Raw genomic sequence first — 18,457 nt, forward strand, 5'->3', positions numbered from 1 at the left:
GCTATTTGAAAATATACTGTAAAAAAAGAGAAAGTAAATATTACGATCTCACCTTTGTAAAGGTATTTATTAAGGAAAGTAAAATAAAAGACATAGAGGTTAAAAGAATCTTAATTCTATAAGGTTTGGAGGAAAAATATCAGAAAACTTATTAAAAACAGCAAATAAATAGATAAGTATAGGCTTTAAAAACCAGTGTTTGGAGCTTTTTTTAGGGATTAGAAAAAAAATAAAAAAAAATTCGCCAGTTTCAATTTTTGAAACTGGCGTGCATTATTATTGCAAAGTAAATGATTACAGAATTGTCAAAAAACACAACATCGATATGCTAAAACATAATAACAGTATCAATAAAACATCCAATTTTTTAATCCTGACCAGGGTAGGACTATGTCGGGATAAAATTTTGGATTGTGTAGGGTACGGTTACCCCGTTTTTGTTTTCAGCTATTTGCTGATTTTTTGCAATTCCCAAGATTCTCCCATACTTCGGTATGGGAGGATTTTTAATCTTGAAATATAAGGAAAAAAATACAGTCATGATTTTGTAAAATAAGTTATGGCTGTTTTATTTTTAAGATAAAGTATATAGTTTTAAAAAATGAAACTTACTGTTTGTATTTTGGCAGTATGAGTAGAAATTATAAGTTTCATAACAAGCCTGGGTTGTATTTTGTCAATATCACAATTGCTTTATTATAACATATGATTAAACCCTTTTTTTATTTATTCATTTTTTTACTTTTAGTTTCTTGCCAGAAAGATAATGATAACTATGAAAAATCATTGAAGCTAAAGGAAGGAATGCCTATTGATAGTTTAATAAGAATTATGGGGAAACCTAATGGTACATACATAGATAGTATGTCTTCCGATAAAAAACTTGTGGTTTATTATTATTATCCTACTACAAGCTCTCATTCTGATAATATTAAAGTTTATGTAGACTCTACAAAAATTTCAAGAATAGATAACGATATGGAATAAATAAGAAAAGGATGAATGAAATTTGTTTTAGTTTAATTATTAGAGATGAAGTAGTAATAGATGAAGATTATATGATTGATGATTTCATTTCCTTTGCTGAAAGTTCTCACGTATCTATAGGGGGTAATGTAGATAATGGATTCTGTTTTTGTCTTGAAAAAGGAGAAATTTCATTATCTATTAAAAATGAATTTATAAAGTATCTATCAACGAATTACTCTAAAGTATTTAGGAGTATTATCTTTAAAAAGTTTAATGAAAGACTTGATGAATTCGAAGAATATGAAAATGTTAGATTATGAATTCTCCAACTCCCGTAAGAGTGATCGCTTGTGCTAGTTTGCAACTAGTACCATATCAGATTGGTAGTGCAAGAGTAAGAAAATAAAAAAGACAGTCATGATCTTGTGAAATAGGTTATGGCTGTTTTAGCTTAGACTTGTACCAAAACAATAATCACACTTATGAATTTCCATTGTGAGCAAATATATCCTTAAAACAGATCAATTCTGGGGTAAAACGCCCAAGAACCTGTATCATAACGGTCAGTAGGTAGTAAAAGACGCCTCGTAGGTCGTTGTCCTTGTGGTTATAGGGGCTTTGAGACGGGTGTTACCCCGTTCTTAACACCCTGTAGGGGGTGTCCAATGCCCTAAAACCCGTTCATGACACCCTGATGAGTGTAGGTAGACGGTCTGTAGGGCGTGTTAAACAGTATTTAGTTTTTATATCAAACTATTTAGACATTTGGGTCTACGCCAAAAAAATGAGTTAGCTATACTTTTTTGTGGCATAAACTTTGAGCGTCAATCTCGAAGTAAGAAATGTGATCCTATTCGTTTCATACTGGGGGTATAACTAAAATTTTAAAAAGAATGAAATACGTATATATGATGATTCTGATAGGAATCTTAATACAACTAACAGCATGTAAAGGTTTAAATGCAAAAATGTATCCCAATAAAGTACCAGATGAATATGACGCCATAAAAATGAAAGTTAAAGGGCTAGATGGGTGGATGCCTAATAGAAATGTTACCTATGGAGAATATGAAGCACTTAAAATAAAAAGAGGATGGACCAAAGGAAGTGAAGCTTTGTTATTTCCCGATATAAACGTAAATACCGAAAAAAGCCAAAAAACCAGATTTACTCAAAAAACGGCAGATGGAAAAATGGCAGATGTTCATCTTTTGGAGATATGTACCCGAAAAGGATTTGAATTACAACTTGGAGATATTTTTGAAATAGATAATACAAATGGAACTCACTTTTTTATGGGAACCATCACTCCGCAGGATAGTTTGGGTAATAAATGGAGTTTTATTCAGGATGTAGCAAACTATAATCATGAGTTGCAGATTACAGATCAAAAAGGAAATAAAATGACGCTAGAGGGCAATACTTTTAGGTTGGAAGATAAAATCATTGCCGGATATCAAAGCGGAGTATTCGAAAAGAACTGGACCGCATTCTCAACTTATATCTGGATAAAAGAAGACGTATTACCTGAACATAAATTGGTAGTGGCGAGTATGCTAACTGCACTTTTGAGTCGAGAAAGGATTAGTTGTAGCCAATCAGAAGAATAGTAAACTAAATCATAGTCTTGATAGCTATTAAGATGGTACTATTATAATAAGTTAAAAAGATAAGGGTAACAAAAAAGCGAGTCAACTATTGATCTCGCTTTTTAGGTTTTATATACCCACCTTCGTGAGGTGAGTGTAGCTTTATGTCTTCTCATGGCCTATCGGTGTATTGCATAACTCGAAGAAGCCGGAAGTTCTTTTAAAAAGTTAATAAAAGGTTTAAAATTTAAGGTTACTCTAATCGTGTATTCGGTTTTCATATCGTATTATTTTTAGATTATTAATTTCTTTGGTTATCATATAAACAATTGCCGTGCCAAAAATGAATAACCTTTGCGAATGCAATTATATCAAGGAATGACAAGGATTGAGTTTTATGGATAGTAATGTTTTGAAAATTTATATTCTCACTATTATGTGCATAATTTGGGTTTAACTCTAATTTTTTTTCAATTTTTTCGCTCAGTCCTGAAAAATGAAACTCATATGTTTTATCATTGCCACATAAATCAATAGCAATAGTGTTCATATTAGAGTGTAAAAACACATGCAGAACAAATTTTAACAACATTTATGGTAACATATATAGAGGTTGTAACATTAAGAGATAGTACTATTATTAATGATATAGAGTATGCGAGAGTAGCAATATTAAAATAAGTATAGTTGCTAACCTGTTATTAAAGCCAAAGAATGAATCATTAACATGGGAAGAAGACAGAGATTGAATAATAATTAAAGCTTATAAATAGAGGATGTCATAAAGATTTATGGAACTATATTTTTTTTTAAACCTTATTTTTACAACCATTTTTTAGAATGGAAGATGTTTTAGAATACATCCTAAAAATGCGCTCATAAAGCAAATGATTAGATTTAGTAAACCAATAAAAATGTAAAGGCCCTATCGGGCTCTAAAAACAATAAAAATAAATGAAAAAAGTCCTACCCGCCAAAATAAAGGCCTTTAACCTGCAAGAGATGTTATTGGTACTGGCAATTATAGGAATATTGCTATTAATAGCATTGCCTAATTTTTTGCCTTTGATCGCGCAAACCAAAGCGCAAGAAGCAAAAATTCAGCTTAAGACGATCAGTAATATGCAAACCCAATATCGTTACCTTAATTCTAAATATTCTATGGATTTTACAGAGCTTAATTACGAGGCTCCAAAAACAGTAAAATCTGGCGGAACTGCCAATTATAGTTATGAGGTATTAGAAGCTACCATATCTAATTTTAAGGCTAGAGCAACTGCTGTAGTGGATTTTGATGGTGATGGTGTATTTAATGTGTGGGAAATCAGTGAAGACGGTAGTCCAAAACAAATTATAAAGGACTAATGCTTCTAGTCAAAATAATAATCATAGGTATTCTGGGGATAATTGCCTATCAAGATTTTAAAGATAGAAAAGTCTATGGCTTTGTCTTTCCTGTTTTGATCGGCTTACTAGGTCTTTTACATTATCAAAATGTAAATCATATTAATTTTCTGTATGCCGTGTTGATCAATCTGGGAGTTCTTATTGTTATTATGGGAATATTATACTTATATACTTTGATAAAAATAAAACGACCTTTTTTTGAAGAAGTATTTGGAGTGGGGGATCTTTTGTTTTTTCTGGCTCTGGGAGTGGGGTTTCCAACAGTTACCTTTATAATCCTATTGGTGTTTTCGTTGCTTTTTTCACTTGTTGCATGGTTAGTGGTAAAAAAAAGTGCAAAACACAATACAATTCCACTCGCTGGGTATATGTCGGTGTTCTTAGGCGTAATATGTATAGCATATTGGAGTACTAACATTTTAACTTTATATCTGATATGAGTAATGTAAAAACATATGAAATACCTGTAGATTTAAAGCAATTGATTACATCCAATCAAGCATTTCATTATAGGATAGTACCTGTTGCTAAAGAAGAAGGAGTACTTAAGTTAAAAACAGATAATCAGGATATAAAAGGTTTACAAAATGAGTTGACTATTATTTTAGGTTGTCCTGTAGATATTGCGCTAGAAACCAAAGAAGAGATACAATCCTATTTAACCTTTAATTATAGAAAAACTACTGTTTCTTCTAGCGAAAAATTGCAATACGAAGATCAGTTTTTACAAAAACTGATTGCTACAGCCAAGGATTTTGGCAGTAGTGATATCCATATGGAGCCCTACGAGAAGTTATGTAGAGTGCGCTTTCGATTAGATGGAAAACTAAAAGAGCAGTATACCATCTCTAATACCGAATATCCACAGCTGGTTAACCAGATTAAAATACAATCAGGTCTTGATATTTCACAAAAACGATTAGCACAAGATGGGCGAATCACATTTAAAGAAGGAACAGACGAGTTTGATATCAGGGTATCTACCATGCCTACCTTGTATGGAGAAAAAATTGTACTTAGATTGCTTAATCGCAATACTCAGGAGGTATCACTAAACGATTTAGGTTTTACAGAAGAAGAAATAGAAGAATATCGTGAAGCCATAAAAAAACCACAAGGGATTATATTGATTTCTGGACCTACAGGATCGGGTAAAACGACCACTCTTTATGCTACCTTAAAAGAACTAAATAAAGAAACTACTAATATTCTTACGATCGAAGATCCTATAGAATATACACTGCAAGGGATCAATCAGGTACAGCTTAGAGAAGATATCGAGTTTGATTTTCCGGCAGCATTACGAGCATTTTTACGCCAGGATCCTGATATTATTATGGTAGGAGAGATCAGAGATGACCGTACAGCAGGGATGGCCATAAAAGCGGCATTAACAGGACATTTGGTGCTTTCTACTATACATACCAATTCTGCATGGGCAACGATTTCCAGATTGATTGATATGAAAGTACCTGCTTTTTTACTGGCTAATACGATAGCCATGAGTATCGCCCAACGATTAGTAAGACAACTTTGTCCACATTGTAAAACAAAGAAACATGCAGAAACAAGAGATTTTCCTCAGGGTTTCGAAATCCCCAAAAAAATGGAACAACACTATGTCGCAGTAGGATGTAATCATTGTTATCATACGGGGTATATGGGGCGTAAAGCGATATATGAAATACTGCCTATTACCAAAGAATTAGAAACAGCAATTCGACATAATGAATTGCAGATAGATGCCTATATAGAAAAACGAAAAATAAACACATTACAAGATAACGCCATACGCATGGTCGCCGATGGAGAAACTTCGGTAGAAGAGGTGTATGCTTTGCTGGCAGATAATTAAATAGTATGAAATCGACTATGTCATCAAAATGGATAGCAAATCATATCAGAGAATTAAAAAGGACTAAGAAAATAAAGATGAAAATAAAACAACTGATACTAATTTTTGCTCTTGCGGTAGGGATGCAAATTTCTGCACAAGAAAATTTTCAGAATCAAGGGCAAAATAATACCAGGGTTTCTACCATAGAGAACAAGTTGCAGCTTCTTAATGTAGATATCCCCGGGTTAACAGAAAAAGTAAATGTAAATATATCAAATACCTCATTACTTAATTTTTTGCGAGCAGTATCTCAGGTACATAAGATTAATATTAATCTGTCGAATGAACTTAATAATATTACTGTTGTAAACGGGTTTAACGATGTTACTGTTCAGGACTTATTAGTGTTTTTGGTAAAAGAATATCAATTGGATATTGCATTTACGGGTAATATATTATCTATTAAACCTTATGTGCCACCTGCGGTTGTTCCTACAGAAAAAGAAATATTGGTAGCGTATGATGTTCTTAGCACTACACTATCAACAGATTTAAATAATGATCCTTTACCAAAGGTTTTTCGAAAAATAACAGAAGCTTCAGGTAAGAATTTATTGTTCACTCCAGAGCTCAATAACAAAACATTAAATTTGTTTATCAGCAATGTCCCATTTGATATTGCAATGAAAAAACTGGCAGAAGCTAATAACCTGGATTATAATAAGACAAAAGATGGGTTTTATGAATTTGCCGCTTTTCCTCAAGCCGGAAACTCAGGAAACGGATCAACAGGATATCGACTACGCCGATCTAATTTCTCGTATAAAGTAATAGATACACTAGCAAAAGTAGTCTCCGTAGATTTAAGAGATACACCAGTGTCTAATGTAATTTATACCTTGTCAGAAGATCTAAACCTAGATGTGTTTACTGCCTCTCCGCTAGAAAATGCTGGTAAAGTTACTGTAAAAGCAGAATCCATTTCTTTTGATGCATTATTGGTGAAAATTTTTGAAAGCAATATGACTTCGGGTCAAAGCAATACATCTAATCAAGGGAATACCAATAATTTTAACGGACAGCAAAATGTACAAAACAATGCAGTAACCACATCAAAAGCATTTACTTTTAAAAGAGAAGGGAATGTCTATTATTTTGGTACAGAAGATCAATTGTCTCTCAAAAAAATTGAAATGGTACAGATGATGCATCGTTCTATAGTGATGTTAGGAGATGCAAATTACTCTGGCTCCGGGGGAGGGTCTTCTAATTTTGCAACAGGAGGGATTAACTATTTCTCTGGAGGATCAAGTGCCGGGATTAATCAAAATGGGATTAATAGAAATCAACGTAGTTCTTCTTTTAGAAATACAAGTTCATCCTCTTCTAATGGAACACAGACAAGTTCTATTTCAGATATTTTTCCTATAACTGTTACTGCTGGATTAGATATAAAAGTAGATACCGAACTCAATAGTTTTATTGTCAGTGGTTCTGGTACTAGGGTAGAAAAATTTAAAAAGTTTATAAAATATATTGATAAACCAGTTCCGTTAATATTAATTGAAGTAATGATCCTAGAGGTCAACCGTTCGGCTACTGTAGAAACAGGAGTGGAGTTTGGTATCGGTAAAGAGCCTGTTACTACAGAGGGGACAACCTTTCCTAATGCTAATATTACATTGGGAGCAACAACAATAAATAGAGTGATCGGCGGTTTTGATGGCTTTGGATCCTTAAATTTAGGAAACGTAGTGCCAAATTTTTATATGGATATCAAAGCGATGGAAACCAATGGTAATGTAAAAATATTATCTACTCCCAAGCTAAGTACTCTAAATGGGCATAAGGCATATTTGTCTAGTGGGCAAACTACCTATTATGCAGTAACAAATCAGAACTTTTTTGGGTCGCAGATTCCGCAAACTTCAGAAGTAGTGAATTATCTTCCTATTGATGCAGAACTGGCATTAGAATTTAAACCTTTTGTATCGGGTGACGGGCAGATCACTTTGGATATACAAGTGATTCAATCTAGTTTTAGTGGAGATCGTATTGCCGAGAATGCTCCCCCCGATATTAATAGTCGTAGGTTTTCGTCGATTATGAGAATGCGAGCCAATGATGTAGCAATTCTAGGTGGAATAGAGCAAAAAGTAAAGAACGACTCGGGGTCGGGAGTTCCGTTACTGTCTCGTATCCCTGTTTTAAAATGGCTATTTAGTAAACGAAAGAGAGAAGATTCTAAGAAAAAACTGAACGTAATTATTAAACCTACAGTGTTTTATTAATGAGGGATTTTTTATCAACATATAATCCCTTTGGGAAAACACTAGTGACATTAGAGCATTCACATCATAATGGAGAACCTATATTTCTGGGGCTTGAACTCATGCAAAAAAAGGGAGAGCTTGATATAACTCAAACTTTTGCAGTAAAGCATTATAATGAATTATCTAAGTTTTTGAAAACTTCCGAATTAAGTTTGGTGATTACCGATGACAAAATATTGTCTAAAGAAGTTGCCCATATAGGAACCGATGCAGAGATAGTAGCAGAAGCTTTTCCTAACCTTAATCTTAATGATTTTTATTATCAGATACTACGTACCACAGAAAAATCTTTTATTGCGGTCTGTAGAAAAAAACATATCGATACCCTTATCGAAGAATTTCAAAAAGAAGGATTCAAAGTTACTTCTATTTCTTTGGGGGCATTAAAAATGACAGCATTATCAGAGTATGGTAATGGTGAGAGTTTAAAAAGTCAAGGGGCAGAAGTACATTATAGTAATAGTGAAGTAGTTTCTATAACAACTAGCACAATAAATACCGAAGAACAATACAGTATTGAAGGGCTTGTTTTTACATCAAGACATACCTTGCCATTGGCGATAGCTTTGGATACAGTGATGGGTGATAATACAATTTCGGGGAATCTGGAAACTAAAAACCAGGAGTTATATAAGCAATATGCAGAATCTAGGTTTTTTAAAAACACGTTACAGATAGGAATAGGCTTTCTTTTGATTGCATTACTGATTAACTTTTTTGTATTCAATTCGAATTATAAAAAATGGCAAGGGCTACAAGAAGAACTTCAGGTATATACAACTCAAAAAGATCAAATTACGAAGAAACAATCTGAAGTAAAGACTAAGGAAGCGCTGGTACAAAGTATATTAACTACAGGTTTTTCTAAAAGCTCTAATTACATTAATAAAATTGTACAAATACAGCCTTCTACAATAGTGTTAACATCATTTGTGTATCAACCTTTAACAAAGCCTATCAGAAAAGATAAAGCAATACTGCTTAAGGATAAGATAGTATCTGTAACAGGTAAATCAACCGATAAATCAGATTTTACGATCTGGTTAAGGGGAATAGAAGGATTGTCATTTGTAGATACAGTTACTATAATACAATATGGTTTGGATAAAAGAAACATATCCGATTTTGAATTAACATTAAGAATTAAATCAGATGGAACAAAAAACTAAAAATATAGTGTTGATTGTCGGTCTGTTATGTGTGCTATTTGTTGCGTACCGTTTTGGTTTTGCTAAAACATTTGCGATACATTCTGAAGTGTCCAAATTAGAGTATGAAAAAGAAAAGTACCTGGCCGCACCTATGCAGTTAGCGGCATTGACAAAAAAGGAACAGCAGTTAGAAGCTATTTTGGCAAAAAACAATGTCGAGGGAAGCTCTTTGCAACATAACCTCTTGAAAACGTTAAACACTTTGTCTAATACATCAAAAATTAAGGTTATTGCATTTGAAGAGCCACATATTTATGATGATGAAGCAACAAAAGAAGAGACTACCACCTATGATTTTGTTTTGCAAGGCGATTATAAAGCGTTGATAGAGGTGATATATGCATTAGAACAACAATATAGTTTTGGAAACATTGTTCAGGTACATTTTGAAAAAAAGAAAAATTTTAGGACAGGAGCGACATACTTACAATGCAGGGTGTTACTACAACGTCTCAATTAATACTATAAATAGAAGAAGAACGATATCATGAAATATAAAATATACTGTTTTACAATAATTTTGGCGTTTTGTTGTATAGGATGTCATAGTGTAAAAATAAATAAAGAGGTAATGCATACCGCTGCTAAAAATCCCGTCGCTCTAGGAGTCATAGGATTGCATGAAGAGGATGTGTATAGTTCAGAATTTCAGGTTTTAGCCATACCAGAATATAAAAAACTAGTTAGAGTAAACAGTACTTCTGTAGATTTTAATAAAATGACTTTTAATACCTATTTAAAGGCTGATAAGGATAATTCACAAGGGATAAAATATGTAGATTCTCTAGAGAGTAAGCCCAGATTTTTAACCTTAGAGATATTAGACCGGGTTGGTACTATTGAAGAGTTGCAAAAGGATTATAATGTGCAAACTTTGACTTATCTGAAAAGCCAAAAAGAAGCAGCTATTGTTACTTTAGTGTCTTTAGCGTTACCCAAAGTGCTTATACAAGAAATCAATAATGCAGAGGCAATTTTTTTGAGCGATAGCTCTTATAAGCAATATCAGATATCTCTTGTTAAAGAAGGGAAGCTTTACAAAACGATTAGTTTTGCCGAAACTACAATTTTTGCTTACGAATTATCTTTTTTCTGCTGGGGAGAAAATGATAGAAAACAAATAAAGATGGTAGATATTATTGATGAAAAAACCTCTTGCTCAAAAAATGCTTATCGAGATGCAGAAAAAGCAAAAGGGAAAATGAATTATTTTAAACTTTAGAGATGAAAACAATCAAAATATATTTAGGAGTTCTTTTTATAGTTTTTATGGGCTGCGAAGAGGTTCTTTTTGAAGAGGACCTAACAGAAGCAAAAACGATTCTGATTGCCCCTTCTGAAGGAGCAACAGTAGAAAATACCTCGGTGACTTTTAGCTGGGAAGCTGTAGATCAGGCTACAGAGTATCGTTTGCAATTAGCGCAACCTAATTTTGAGAATGCCTCTCAGGTTGTGGTTGATACCACTGTAACCACTACAAGTTTTAATACTACTTTGGTTAAAAATGGATATCAATGGAGAGTGAGAGCACAGAATTCTGGGTCTAATACCTCATACACTACAGCAAGTTTTACTGTGATCGAAAGTGAAGATTTTTCTGCTAGAGAGGTGCTACTAATAGCTCCACAAAATAATGGAATTATAAATGCCACAGCTGCAAATCTACAATGGCAAGCAGTTACTGATGCTACACTTTATAGAGTACAATTATTAAACGAAAGCGATGAGGTTATTAGTGATAAAACCACTACGAACTCTTCACTCTCTATTACTTTTCCTGAAGGAGTAACCAAATGGCAGGTACGTGCAGAAAATAATACCCAAAGTACCCTCTATACCACAAGAACATTGACTGTAGATAGTAAAAATCCTAAGAAGCCTGTGGCTACAGCTCCTGTTAATGATGCATCACAATCAGCAACTACAGTAACTTTTAGTTGGACAAGAGAGGTTGTAGAAGGAACCGCAGAATTTGATAGTATTTATATTTATAAAGATCAACAGTTAACACAGCTTGCTACCAAAGACAAGGTGACATCACCTTCTGACATTGATCTTGAAGCTGGTACTACCTATTATTGGTTTTTAAAAGCATTTGATCAAGCTGGTAATCAGAGTGAATCTAGTGATGTATTACGTTTTACGATAAATTAAAAAACCATGCTAAAAGGTAAAAAAGGTTTATATGTTTTATTACCATTGGTGGCGGTTATCTGGGGAGCTATTATCTTTCAGGTAGTGGGAGCATTTTCTGATGAGGACCCCGTTGTTGTAGATACAAGAGATATATCAGTAGCTCCAATCGAAGCCAAAGAGCGCGAAAAATTTATTTTAGACGCTGTAGAGAGAGATCCCTTTTTAGGAACTCTGTATAGACCTAAAAAGAAAGTAAGCAAATCAAAAAAGATAGTGAAAAAGAACCCTTTGGTTTGGCCCACGATTAGGTACAAAGGGGTTGTGTCTGGTCATGGTAATGCTAATGCGATTTATTTGATAGAGATCAATGGTAATGATCAGCTTATAAAATTAAAACAAACCATTTCTGAGGTAACATTGCAGAAAGCCTTTTCGAGTTCAATAAGAATGCGTTACAAAGGAAAAATTAAAGAATTTAAAATAGTGAATTGAGGTTTTTTTCAAAAATAAAAGCACAGGCTATGCAATTTGCCATACTCATTTCGGTATTAGTGGCATTATTGTTAGGTGCTTTTTTATTGCTCACGCATGTTCACTCTTTTTTCAGGATCAAATCTAAAGAGTTAGTACAAGCTTTTGAACAATCCAATACAAGGATATTTGAATCTTTGAATAATGGTGTTGTAACAGGAGATACAATTGTTACTGTACAGAATCTCGGAACAATAAAAGAAATGTCAGGATATCATGGAGCTTGGTTAAAACAGTATACAGAAATTGGTGTGCATGATAGAAAAGTAGCTAGAGTGGTCTTTACAGGAGTAAAGATATCGGAGACAACGCCGAATTTATACTTAGAAGAGACTAATTCTCCCTTGGTCGTTGTAGGTAATACCCGATTAGAAGGTAACAGTTACCTCCCTAAACAGGGGATTAAGGCAGGAAATATTTCGGGGAATTATTATCAGGGTAGTGCTTTGCATTATGGTCGTGTACTCAAAAGCAAAACAATACTTCCGGAGTTAGAACCAGATTGGATAACATATTTAGAAGGACTGGCGCAAGGGGTGCTAATCGATAAAGGTGAGTCCATGGCACTGAAAAAAGAGCTTAAAAATTCATTTCATGATCCTGTTCACGTTATTTATAATGCCGACCCAATTTTTCTGGAAGATGAAAAAATAACAGGGAATATAGTCATCCAATCGAGAACAAAAATTGTTGTTGGATCTCAAACTCAATTAATGGATGTAGTTTTAATCGCTCCCGAAATCATTATAAAAAATGGAGTAAACGGCAGTTTTCAAGGGATTGCTACTAAGAAGATTAAAGTTGGTAAGAGGTGTCACCTGTCTTACCCTTCTGCGATGATACTTTTGGATCAAAAGGTTGTTTATAGTAACTCACAGAATAATCAGTTGCAAAATGATAAACCAGATTTTATGATTGAAGAAGGAACGATGATAGAAGGAGTGATAGTGTATTTGAATAAAAACAAAGATAAAAAGGCTAAAAGACGTCTTAAAACAAACTTGGAGATAGCACCTAATGTAGAGATTGTAGGAGAGACCTATTGTCAAGGAAATATAGATTTTCAGGGAAAAGTACTAGGTTCTTTATATGCACGTCAATATATAGCTCGGCAGTCTGGTTCTGTATATCTCAATCATATTTATAATGGTAAAATCTTAATAAATCCTGTGGTAGATTATGCTGGATTACCTTTTGTAAATTCTAAAAATACTATTGCAAAATGGTTGTACTAAAAAAAATAAGAGCCGCTACCTTAATAGAAGTACTTACTGCTTCTGTATTGATTATTATTGTATTTATGATTGCTAGTTTAAGCTTTAATAATATTTTTAATAATCAGATAAAACAAGATCATAGTGCTATAGAAAACCGGGTAAAAGAGTTGGAATATCTTTTTATTCATCAAAAAGTAAAGTTACCATATGCAGAAGATTTTGATGGGTGGGAGATTGTAATTACATCAACTGAAGATGTTGCTATTTTATCTTATACTAAAAACAATATCGAAAACAGAAAAAAACTGTTTATAAAATGATAAAACCGAACTATAAAATAAGAGCCTTTACCCTTACCGAGGTTATGGTAGTTATTGTTATCTCGGCTATAGTGGCGGGCTTGGCATTTTCGGTATTAACAGTAGTTCAAAATAATATGAGAAGTATTAGTGAAAATTATGAATATAAAGAACAAATACAATCATTTGAAACAGCATTAACGATAGATTTTAATAAATTCACTTCTGCAACATGGGACCCGATAGAAAATACATTAGAAGTTTTTTCTCCTATAGATGAGCGAAGCTACCAATTCTTTAAGGATAGTATTACCACAGTAATTCATACCTATCCAATAACGATAAAAGAAAAAGAGTTTTATTTTGAAGGAAAAGCTGTAAATGCAGGAAACGTTGACGCTATAAAATTAACTTTTGATAATACCAGAGAATTACATCGCATTTTTGTATTTAAACATAATGATCCTACAATACATTTCTGAAGCATGGGGATAAAAATTTCAAATACCAAAAAGAAAGATACAAGGGAAAGCTCTTTTGATATTTCATCGATATTAACCAAGGAGATTACCTTATTCGGAAATGCATTTAATACCAAAAAGAAGGAGCAATGGTATGCAGAACTTAGTGTGCTTTTAAAATCAGGGATTGATCTTAGAAGCGGTTTGGAATTATTATCAGATACTCAAAAAAAAGAAAAAGATCAGAAATTAATGAAATCCATGCTTTCTCAATTGGTTACTGGAACTCCTTTTTCTGAAATCCTTAAGAATGACAAAAATTTTACTGATTATGAGTATTATGCTATAAGAATTGGAGAGCAAACAGGGGAGTTAGCACAAATCACTCTAGAACTTAGTGACTTTTTTAAACGTAAAAATGAGTTGAAAAGAGAGATAGTTGCAGCACTTACCTATCCAATTATTGTGATGTGTACCGCTATGATAGTTATTGCTTTTATGCTTCGTTATGTTGTACCAATGTTTGTAGATATATTTAAACAAAACAATGTAGATCTACCAGGGGTTACAAAAGGGATTATTAATTTCTCTAATTTTATAAGTGACCATGGGGCTTTGTTGTTTGGAGCAATTGTCATTTGTATTGGAGTGTTTTTCTTTGTTTCCAAAAAGCAATGGTACCGCAAAATATTAGGGAGTGTGCAATTGAAAATTCCCATCCTGGGAAATTATTTCCGAAAAATCTATATGGCACAATTCACTCAGGCAATTTCTTTGTTAACATCGGCAAAGGTTCCTATGGTAGAAAGTATTGACTTGGTAAAAAACATGATTAGTTTTTACCCTCTTCAGCAAGGGTTACATAAGACGAAGCAAATGGTTTTGGCAGGAGATGCATTAAGTGCTTCTTTTGCCAAAAGCCCGATTTTTGATAAAAAAATGATTGCTATGGTTCGTGTGGCTGAGGAAACGAATCAAACAGAGTTTATTTTTCAGAAATTGAATGAACAATATAATCAGCAGGTAAAATATCAATCACAAGTAATCTCTAATGTACTTAATCCAATATTGACCTTATTTGTAGGGGTTATCGTTGGCGTGATTCTTATTGCCATGTATTTACCAATGTTTAGACTTAGTAGCGTGATTGGATAAATTATTGGTGTTATGACTGAGTTGGTGAGATAGTTTCTTTTGTAATTCTGCAAGAATCATTGTGTTAAAATAAGAGAGTGTTTTTAGAATTGTTCAAATTAATCATAGTTTAGAATTAATTATGAAGGACAAACAAGTATGGTTAGATAATACAAGAGCAATAGCGACTATTGCAGTGGTTATAGTTCATGTGTCTGCTCCTATTTTATATAAATTTGGAGAGGTTTCTAATGAAATATGGTGGGTTGGTAATGTTTATGACAGTATCGTTAGATTTTGTGTCCCCGTTTTTTTTATGCTTACAGGAGCTTTGTTGTTAAGTAAAGACTATATCCTTAAAGATTTTTTGATAAAAAGATTTTTAAGGATAATTCCTCCTCTGGTATTTTGGAGTTTGATATACATCTGTTATCATACTTTTTTTGTTGGAGATAATTCTTTTACACTATATGAGTTTTTTCGAAAAGTGATAAAAGGTCTTTTTCAAGGAAGCGAATATCATTTATGGTTTGTATATACATTACTTGGGCTGTATTTGTTTATTCCCGTTTTAAGGAAATGGATAAAATATTCGTCTAGGAAAGAAGTGTTGTACTTTCTTCTAATATGGGGGGTCACAATTACCTATGGAGTTCCTGTTTTTCGAAATTATTTACCCCAAATTACATTGATTAATTTTACAGGATTTATTGGATATATAGTTTTAGGGTATTATTTGAGTAATACTACTATGACAAGATTGTATGTGCCAATTATGTTAATTGTTGTAGGTGTAGCAATTACAATATACGGCACGTACTATATATCAGATCAAGAAAACCTGTTCCACGAATATTTTTATGGATACCTAACTCCTAATATACTAATGGTTTCGATTGGTGTCTTTTTGTTTTTTAAAACATATATTGTTGGAAATAAGGTTGTTGTAAGAATAATTTCATTTATAAGTGATCATAGTTTTGGGATTTATTTGGTTCATGTTTTGATACTATCACTTTTAGATAAGATAGGTGTTAATTGGGAGTTAACCACTCCTGTAATAAGTATTCCTTTGGTGACAGGAATTTGTGTAGTTTTATCCGGAACAATTGTCTATTTGGTTAGAAAAATCAAGTACGGAAGATATGTCTCTGGATAATAAAATGGTGTAATAGTATACTTAGAAATAAATTTTGAAGCCTTTATAAGTACTTATGATAATGCAAAGCGTGTTTTACTCTAAAAAAGGGCGGTTTTAAATTTTAAAAGGCGTGTAGATTAGTTATATTTGCGGCAAAATAAATAAAAATACATGATGTCAATATCTGATTTATTTGATAGTGGATTTCAGAAGAGAAATCAAGATCATTTTGCAGCAATTGTAAAAGTAGCGATGAGTGATGAGGTGATTACTGACGAGGAGAGAGCCTTTTTGGATAGATTAGCCAGAAGACTGGATATTTCTGAAAATGATTATAAAGAGATTTTAAAAGATTATAATAGTCACCCTGTAAATCCTCCAACGAGTTACGATAGTAGATTGGAGCGATTACATGATTTAGCAAAAATGGTATATGCAGATCATGTTAAAGGAGAAGGTCAGGTAGTCTTATTAGAAAGATTAAGTGTTGGTTTAGGATTTAGATCAGAAAATGTGAAATACGTTGTAGATAAAGCATTAAATCTAGTAGATGAAGGAGTGGACGGAGACACTTTTGCCGATGAAATTAAAAACATGAATAAATAATAGTAAATAACTATTATTGTTTTCGATATAAAAAAAAGGTTGCCTAATCGGCAGCCTTTTTTGCTATCTGTTTTGTGATTTTGTAGATTAACTCTTCTTGCTCAAAAGGCTTGGCAATAAAATCATCCATTCCAGCTCTTATACATTTGTCTTTTGCTGTTTCGTTAGCTTTTCCAGAAAAACCTATAATAGGTACTTCGGATATAAATTTGTCACCATAATTATTCCTAATCATGTGCGTGGCCTGATAGCCGTCTATTTTCGAAACGGTAAGATCCATTAAGATCAAATCGTATTTGCGGCGTTCGATATAATTGATAGCTTCTTGACCATTAATAGCAATATCAACAAAAAAGTTACCGGTAGAAATTAGTATTTTCATAATGAGATATTGTGTTATCTCTTCATCTTCTACGACTAAGATTCTAAATTTGTTTTTACTTTTAGGTAGTGTGTATTTCTTCTTTTTTCGTTTTGGAGCAGTTTTTATAACCTCGAACTTAAAAGGAAGTTTAATGTTAAAAGTTGTTCCTTTTTCTGGTTCACTATTTACTTTTATTTCACCATTTAAAAGATCCACTAGGTTTTTAACTATAGCAAGCCCAAGCCCCGTTCCTGAAACTCGCTTATCGGTATCAAATCGAGTAAATCGTTCGAATAGGTGAGGTATATTCTCTTGCATAATACCAATACCGGTATCTTCAATTTTAAAATTAAGACTAGTTTTGTTGGTTCGTTGATAGTTTTTGGTTATCGAAAAAGTAATCTTTCCCTCTTCTGTAAACTTAAAAGCATTGGTAAGAATATTATTTATGATTTGATAGACTCGAGTTCTGTCTCCAATTAGATATTCTTGTATGCTAGGGTCTATAGTTGTCTCAAAAGTGATTTGTTTTTCTTCGGCAACTTTAGAATAAGACTCTCTAAATCCATCAATCAAATTCTGAAAAGAAAAGCGTTCTTCAACAACCTTAAGTTTTCCTGATTCAATCTTTGATAGATCAATCATGTCATCTATAAGGGAATTAAGGTGTAGACTTTCTCTCTTTATAATTCGTGCAAGTTCTTCTTGTTCAAAAGTTAATTTCGTTTTTTCAAGAACTTCTACAAAGCCCAATATACTTGTGAGAGGAGTTCTTATTTCGTGGTTAATATTTGCAATAAAACTATTTTTAAATTCTTCTTTTTCCAGTAAATACTTGTTTTTGAGTTCAAGTTGTTTGGATAGTAGAATGGATTCGTTTTTTTGTTGCGCTATCTGATTTAAGTCTTTGTACTTTGTGGTATAGTCAAAAAGAATAATGGTGATTTCTTTTTTTTCTATAGTAAATGTTACATCACAAATTTTTGCTACTTCACTATCTTCTAAATGTATACAAGGAAAATTTAGTGCTTTTTTATCGGTATCGTTGTTCCTTTCAAGCTCTCTTAAGATCTCAAAAAAGGGATGGGCGTCAAAAACAGAAGTATTTTTTTTCCAGTTAAAGAAATTATTGTCTGTTTCTTTTATGGTGCCATCATAAGAAATCTTGATAATTTGTACTTGTGGATTAAAATGCAAATGGTCGTCCTGATGCTTTGTCATA

20 protein-coding genes are annotated in these 18,457 nt (G+C 32.8%); 18 read left to right on the plus strand and 2 right to left on the minus strand.

Annotation, left to right across the window (positions count from 1 at the left end):
* The first annotated feature begins 786 nt into the window (after positions 1–786).
* The 3 genes from C1X07_RS09110 to C1X07_RS09120 all read left to right on the plus strand — a co-directional run bounded on the left by C1X07_RS09110 (position 787) and on the right by C1X07_RS09120 (position 2,579).
* Positions 787–987 (plus strand): hypothetical protein, encoded by a 201-nt coding sequence (locus C1X07_RS09110; protein ID WP_128755231.1) that lies wholly within the window; start codon positions 787–789, stop codon positions 985–987.
* Positions 988–998: 11 nt separating this feature from the next.
* Positions 999–1,289: a hypothetical protein gene (locus C1X07_RS09115; protein ID WP_103069702.1), complete on the plus strand. Its 291-nt coding sequence runs from the start codon at positions 999–1,001 to the stop codon at positions 1,287–1,289.
* Positions 1,290–1,862: 573 nt separating this feature from the next.
* Positions 1,863–2,579 carry a hypothetical protein gene (locus tag C1X07_RS09120; protein WP_128755232.1) on the plus strand — a complete coding sequence of 239 codons (717 nt, stop codon included), beginning with the start codon at positions 1,863–1,865 and terminating at the stop codon, positions 2,577–2,579.
* A 280-nt stretch (positions 2,580–2,859) separates the two neighbouring features.
* Here the strand turns inward: C1X07_RS09120 and C1X07_RS09125 are convergent, their stop codons facing one another.
* The gene (locus tag C1X07_RS09125) at positions 2,860–3,108 is read right to left on the minus strand and encodes a hypothetical protein (RefSeq protein ID WP_103069704.1); all 249 of its coding nucleotides are present in this window, start codon (positions 3,106–3,108) and stop codon (positions 2,860–2,862) included.
* 404 nt (positions 3,109–3,512) lie between these two features.
* On the opposite strand from C1X07_RS09125, the gene C1X07_RS09130 reads away from it, so the two are divergent.
* The 15 genes from C1X07_RS09130 (at position 3,513) to C1X07_RS09200 (ending at position 16,871) form a co-directional block, all read left to right on the plus strand.
* Positions 3,513–3,923: a prepilin-type N-terminal cleavage/methylation domain-containing protein gene (locus C1X07_RS09130; RefSeq protein WP_103069705.1), complete on the plus strand. Its 411-nt coding sequence runs from the start codon at positions 3,513–3,515 to the stop codon at positions 3,921–3,923.
* Positions 3,923–4,405 (plus strand): hypothetical protein, encoded by a 483-nt coding sequence (locus C1X07_RS09135; RefSeq protein WP_103069706.1) that lies wholly within the window; start codon positions 3,923–3,925, stop codon positions 4,403–4,405. Before C1X07_RS09130 ends, C1X07_RS09135 begins: the two co-directional genes overlap by 1 nt.
* Positions 4,402–5,820, plus strand: coding sequence for a GspE/PulE family protein (locus tag C1X07_RS09140; protein WP_103069707.1), 1,419 nt, complete (start codon positions 4,402–4,404; stop codon positions 5,818–5,820). The genes C1X07_RS09135 and C1X07_RS09140 overlap by 4 nt, the downstream gene beginning before the upstream one ends.
* A 5-nt stretch (positions 5,821–5,825) precedes the next feature.
* Positions 5,826–8,093, plus strand: a complete 2,268-nt coding sequence (locus C1X07_RS09145) for a type II secretion system protein GspD (RefSeq protein ID WP_241507223.1) — start codon at positions 5,826–5,828, stop codon at positions 8,091–8,093.
* On the plus strand, positions 8,093–9,304 hold the full coding sequence (locus C1X07_RS09150; protein WP_103069708.1) for a hypothetical protein: 1,212 nt from the start codon (positions 8,093–8,095) through the stop codon (positions 9,302–9,304). Before C1X07_RS09145 ends, C1X07_RS09150 begins: the two co-directional genes overlap by 1 nt.
* Positions 9,288–9,806, plus strand: coding sequence for a hypothetical protein (locus C1X07_RS09155; RefSeq protein ID WP_103069709.1), 519 nt, complete (start codon positions 9,288–9,290; stop codon positions 9,804–9,806). Before C1X07_RS09150 ends, C1X07_RS09155 begins: the two co-directional genes overlap by 17 nt.
* A gap of 27 nt (positions 9,807–9,833) precedes the next feature.
* Complete coding sequence (locus tag C1X07_RS09160) at positions 9,834–10,568, plus strand: hypothetical protein (RefSeq protein WP_103069710.1); 735 nt, start codon at positions 9,834–9,836, stop codon at positions 10,566–10,568.
* Positions 10,569–10,570: 2 nt separating this feature from the next.
* Positions 10,571–11,500: a fibronectin type III domain-containing protein gene (locus C1X07_RS09165; protein WP_103069711.1), complete on the plus strand. Its 930-nt coding sequence runs from the start codon at positions 10,571–10,573 to the stop codon at positions 11,498–11,500.
* Between the two features lie 6 nt (positions 11,501–11,506).
* A complete protein-coding gene (locus C1X07_RS09170; protein WP_103069712.1) occupies positions 11,507–11,974 on the plus strand; it encodes a hypothetical protein in 468 nt (155 codons plus the stop codon).
* Positions 11,975–12,003: 29 nt separating this feature from the next.
* Positions 12,004–13,248, plus strand: a complete 1,245-nt coding sequence (locus tag C1X07_RS09175; RefSeq protein ID WP_128755233.1) for a hypothetical protein — start codon at positions 12,004–12,006, stop codon at positions 13,246–13,248.
* Positions 13,236–13,550, plus strand: a complete 315-nt coding sequence (locus C1X07_RS09180) for a hypothetical protein (protein WP_103069714.1) — start codon at positions 13,236–13,238, stop codon at positions 13,548–13,550. Before C1X07_RS09175 ends, C1X07_RS09180 begins: the two co-directional genes overlap by 13 nt.
* Positions 13,547–14,011 (plus strand): PulJ/GspJ family protein, encoded by a 465-nt coding sequence (locus tag C1X07_RS09185; protein WP_103069715.1) that lies wholly within the window; start codon positions 13,547–13,549, stop codon positions 14,009–14,011. The genes C1X07_RS09180 and C1X07_RS09185 overlap by 4 nt, the downstream gene beginning before the upstream one ends.
* Positions 14,012–14,014: 3 nt before the next feature.
* Positions 14,015–15,145, plus strand: coding sequence for a type II secretion system F family protein (locus tag C1X07_RS09190; protein ID WP_103069716.1), 1,131 nt, complete (start codon positions 14,015–14,017; stop codon positions 15,143–15,145).
* A gap of 121 nt (positions 15,146–15,266) precedes the next feature.
* Positions 15,267–16,283, plus strand: a complete 1,017-nt coding sequence (locus C1X07_RS09195; RefSeq protein ID WP_103069717.1) for an acyltransferase — start codon at positions 15,267–15,269, stop codon at positions 16,281–16,283.
* 156 nt (positions 16,284–16,439) lie between these two features.
* Complete coding sequence (locus C1X07_RS09200; RefSeq protein ID WP_103069718.1) at positions 16,440–16,871, plus strand: tellurite resistance TerB family protein; 432 nt, start codon at positions 16,440–16,442, stop codon at positions 16,869–16,871.
* Between the two features lie 43 nt (positions 16,872–16,914).
* Here the strand turns inward: C1X07_RS09200 and C1X07_RS09205 are convergent, their stop codons facing one another.
* Positions 16,915–18,456 (minus strand): ATP-binding protein, encoded by a 1,542-nt coding sequence (locus tag C1X07_RS09205; RefSeq protein ID WP_103069719.1) that lies wholly within the window; start codon positions 18,454–18,456, stop codon positions 16,915–16,917.
* Position 18,457 lies beyond the last annotated feature (1 nt).

Origin of the sequence: Aquimarina sediminis, assembly GCF_002895435.1 — a bacterium.
Taxonomy (GTDB): domain Bacteria; phylum Bacteroidota; class Bacteroidia; order Flavobacteriales; family Flavobacteriaceae; genus Aquimarina; species Aquimarina sediminis.

Bases quoted from the DNA above. Each gene is read 5' to 3' on its own strand.
- C1X07_RS09145 (WP_241507223.1), top strand. From the start codon at position 5,826: ATGAAATCGACTATGTCATCAAAATGGATAGCAAATCATATCAGAGAA.
- C1X07_RS09140 (WP_103069707.1), top strand. From the start codon at position 4,402: ATGAGTAATGTAAAAACATATGAAATACCTGTAGATTTAAAGCAATTG.
- C1X07_RS09125 (WP_103069704.1), bottom strand. From the start codon at position 3,108: ATGAACACTATTGCTATTGATTTATGTGGCAATGATAAAACATATGAG.
- C1X07_RS09135 (WP_103069706.1), top strand. From the start codon at position 3,923: ATGCTTCTAGTCAAAATAATAATCATAGGTATTCTGGGGATAATTGCC.
- C1X07_RS09175 (WP_128755233.1), top strand. From the start codon at position 12,004: ATGCAATTTGCCATACTCATTTCGGTATTAGTGGCATTATTGTTAGGT.
- C1X07_RS09200 (WP_103069718.1), top strand. From the start codon at position 16,440: ATGTCAATATCTGATTTATTTGATAGTGGATTTCAGAAGAGAAATCAA.
- C1X07_RS09190 (WP_103069716.1), top strand. From the start codon at position 14,015: ATGGGGATAAAAATTTCAAATACCAAAAAGAAAGATACAAGGGAAAGC.
- C1X07_RS09150 (WP_103069708.1), top strand. From the start codon at position 8,093: ATGAGGGATTTTTTATCAACATATAATCCCTTTGGGAAAACACTAGTG.
- C1X07_RS09130 (WP_103069705.1), top strand. From the start codon at position 3,513: ATGAAAAAAGTCCTACCCGCCAAAATAAAGGCCTTTAACCTGCAAGAG.
- C1X07_RS09185 (WP_103069715.1), top strand. From the start codon at position 13,547: ATGATAAAACCGAACTATAAAATAAGAGCCTTTACCCTTACCGAGGTT.
- C1X07_RS09155 (WP_103069709.1), top strand. From the start codon at position 9,288: ATGGAACAAAAAACTAAAAATATAGTGTTGATTGTCGGTCTGTTATGT.
- C1X07_RS09120 (WP_128755232.1), top strand. From the start codon at position 1,863: ATGAAATACGTATATATGATGATTCTGATAGGAATCTTAATACAACTA.
- C1X07_RS09115 (WP_103069702.1), top strand. From the start codon at position 999: ATGAATGAAATTTGTTTTAGTTTAATTATTAGAGATGAAGTAGTAATA.
- C1X07_RS09165 (WP_103069711.1), top strand. From the start codon at position 10,571: ATGAAAACAATCAAAATATATTTAGGAGTTCTTTTTATAGTTTTTATG.
- C1X07_RS09180 (WP_103069714.1), top strand. From the start codon at position 13,236: ATGGTTGTACTAAAAAAAATAAGAGCCGCTACCTTAATAGAAGTACTT.
- C1X07_RS09205 (WP_103069719.1), bottom strand. From the start codon at position 18,456: ATGACAAAGCATCAGGACGACCATTTGCATTTTAATCCACAAGTACAA.
- C1X07_RS09170 (WP_103069712.1), top strand. From the start codon at position 11,507: ATGCTAAAAGGTAAAAAAGGTTTATATGTTTTATTACCATTGGTGGCG.
- C1X07_RS09160 (WP_103069710.1), top strand. From the start codon at position 9,834: ATGAAATATAAAATATACTGTTTTACAATAATTTTGGCGTTTTGTTGT.
- C1X07_RS09195 (WP_103069717.1), top strand. From the start codon at position 15,267: ATGAAGGACAAACAAGTATGGTTAGATAATACAAGAGCAATAGCGACT.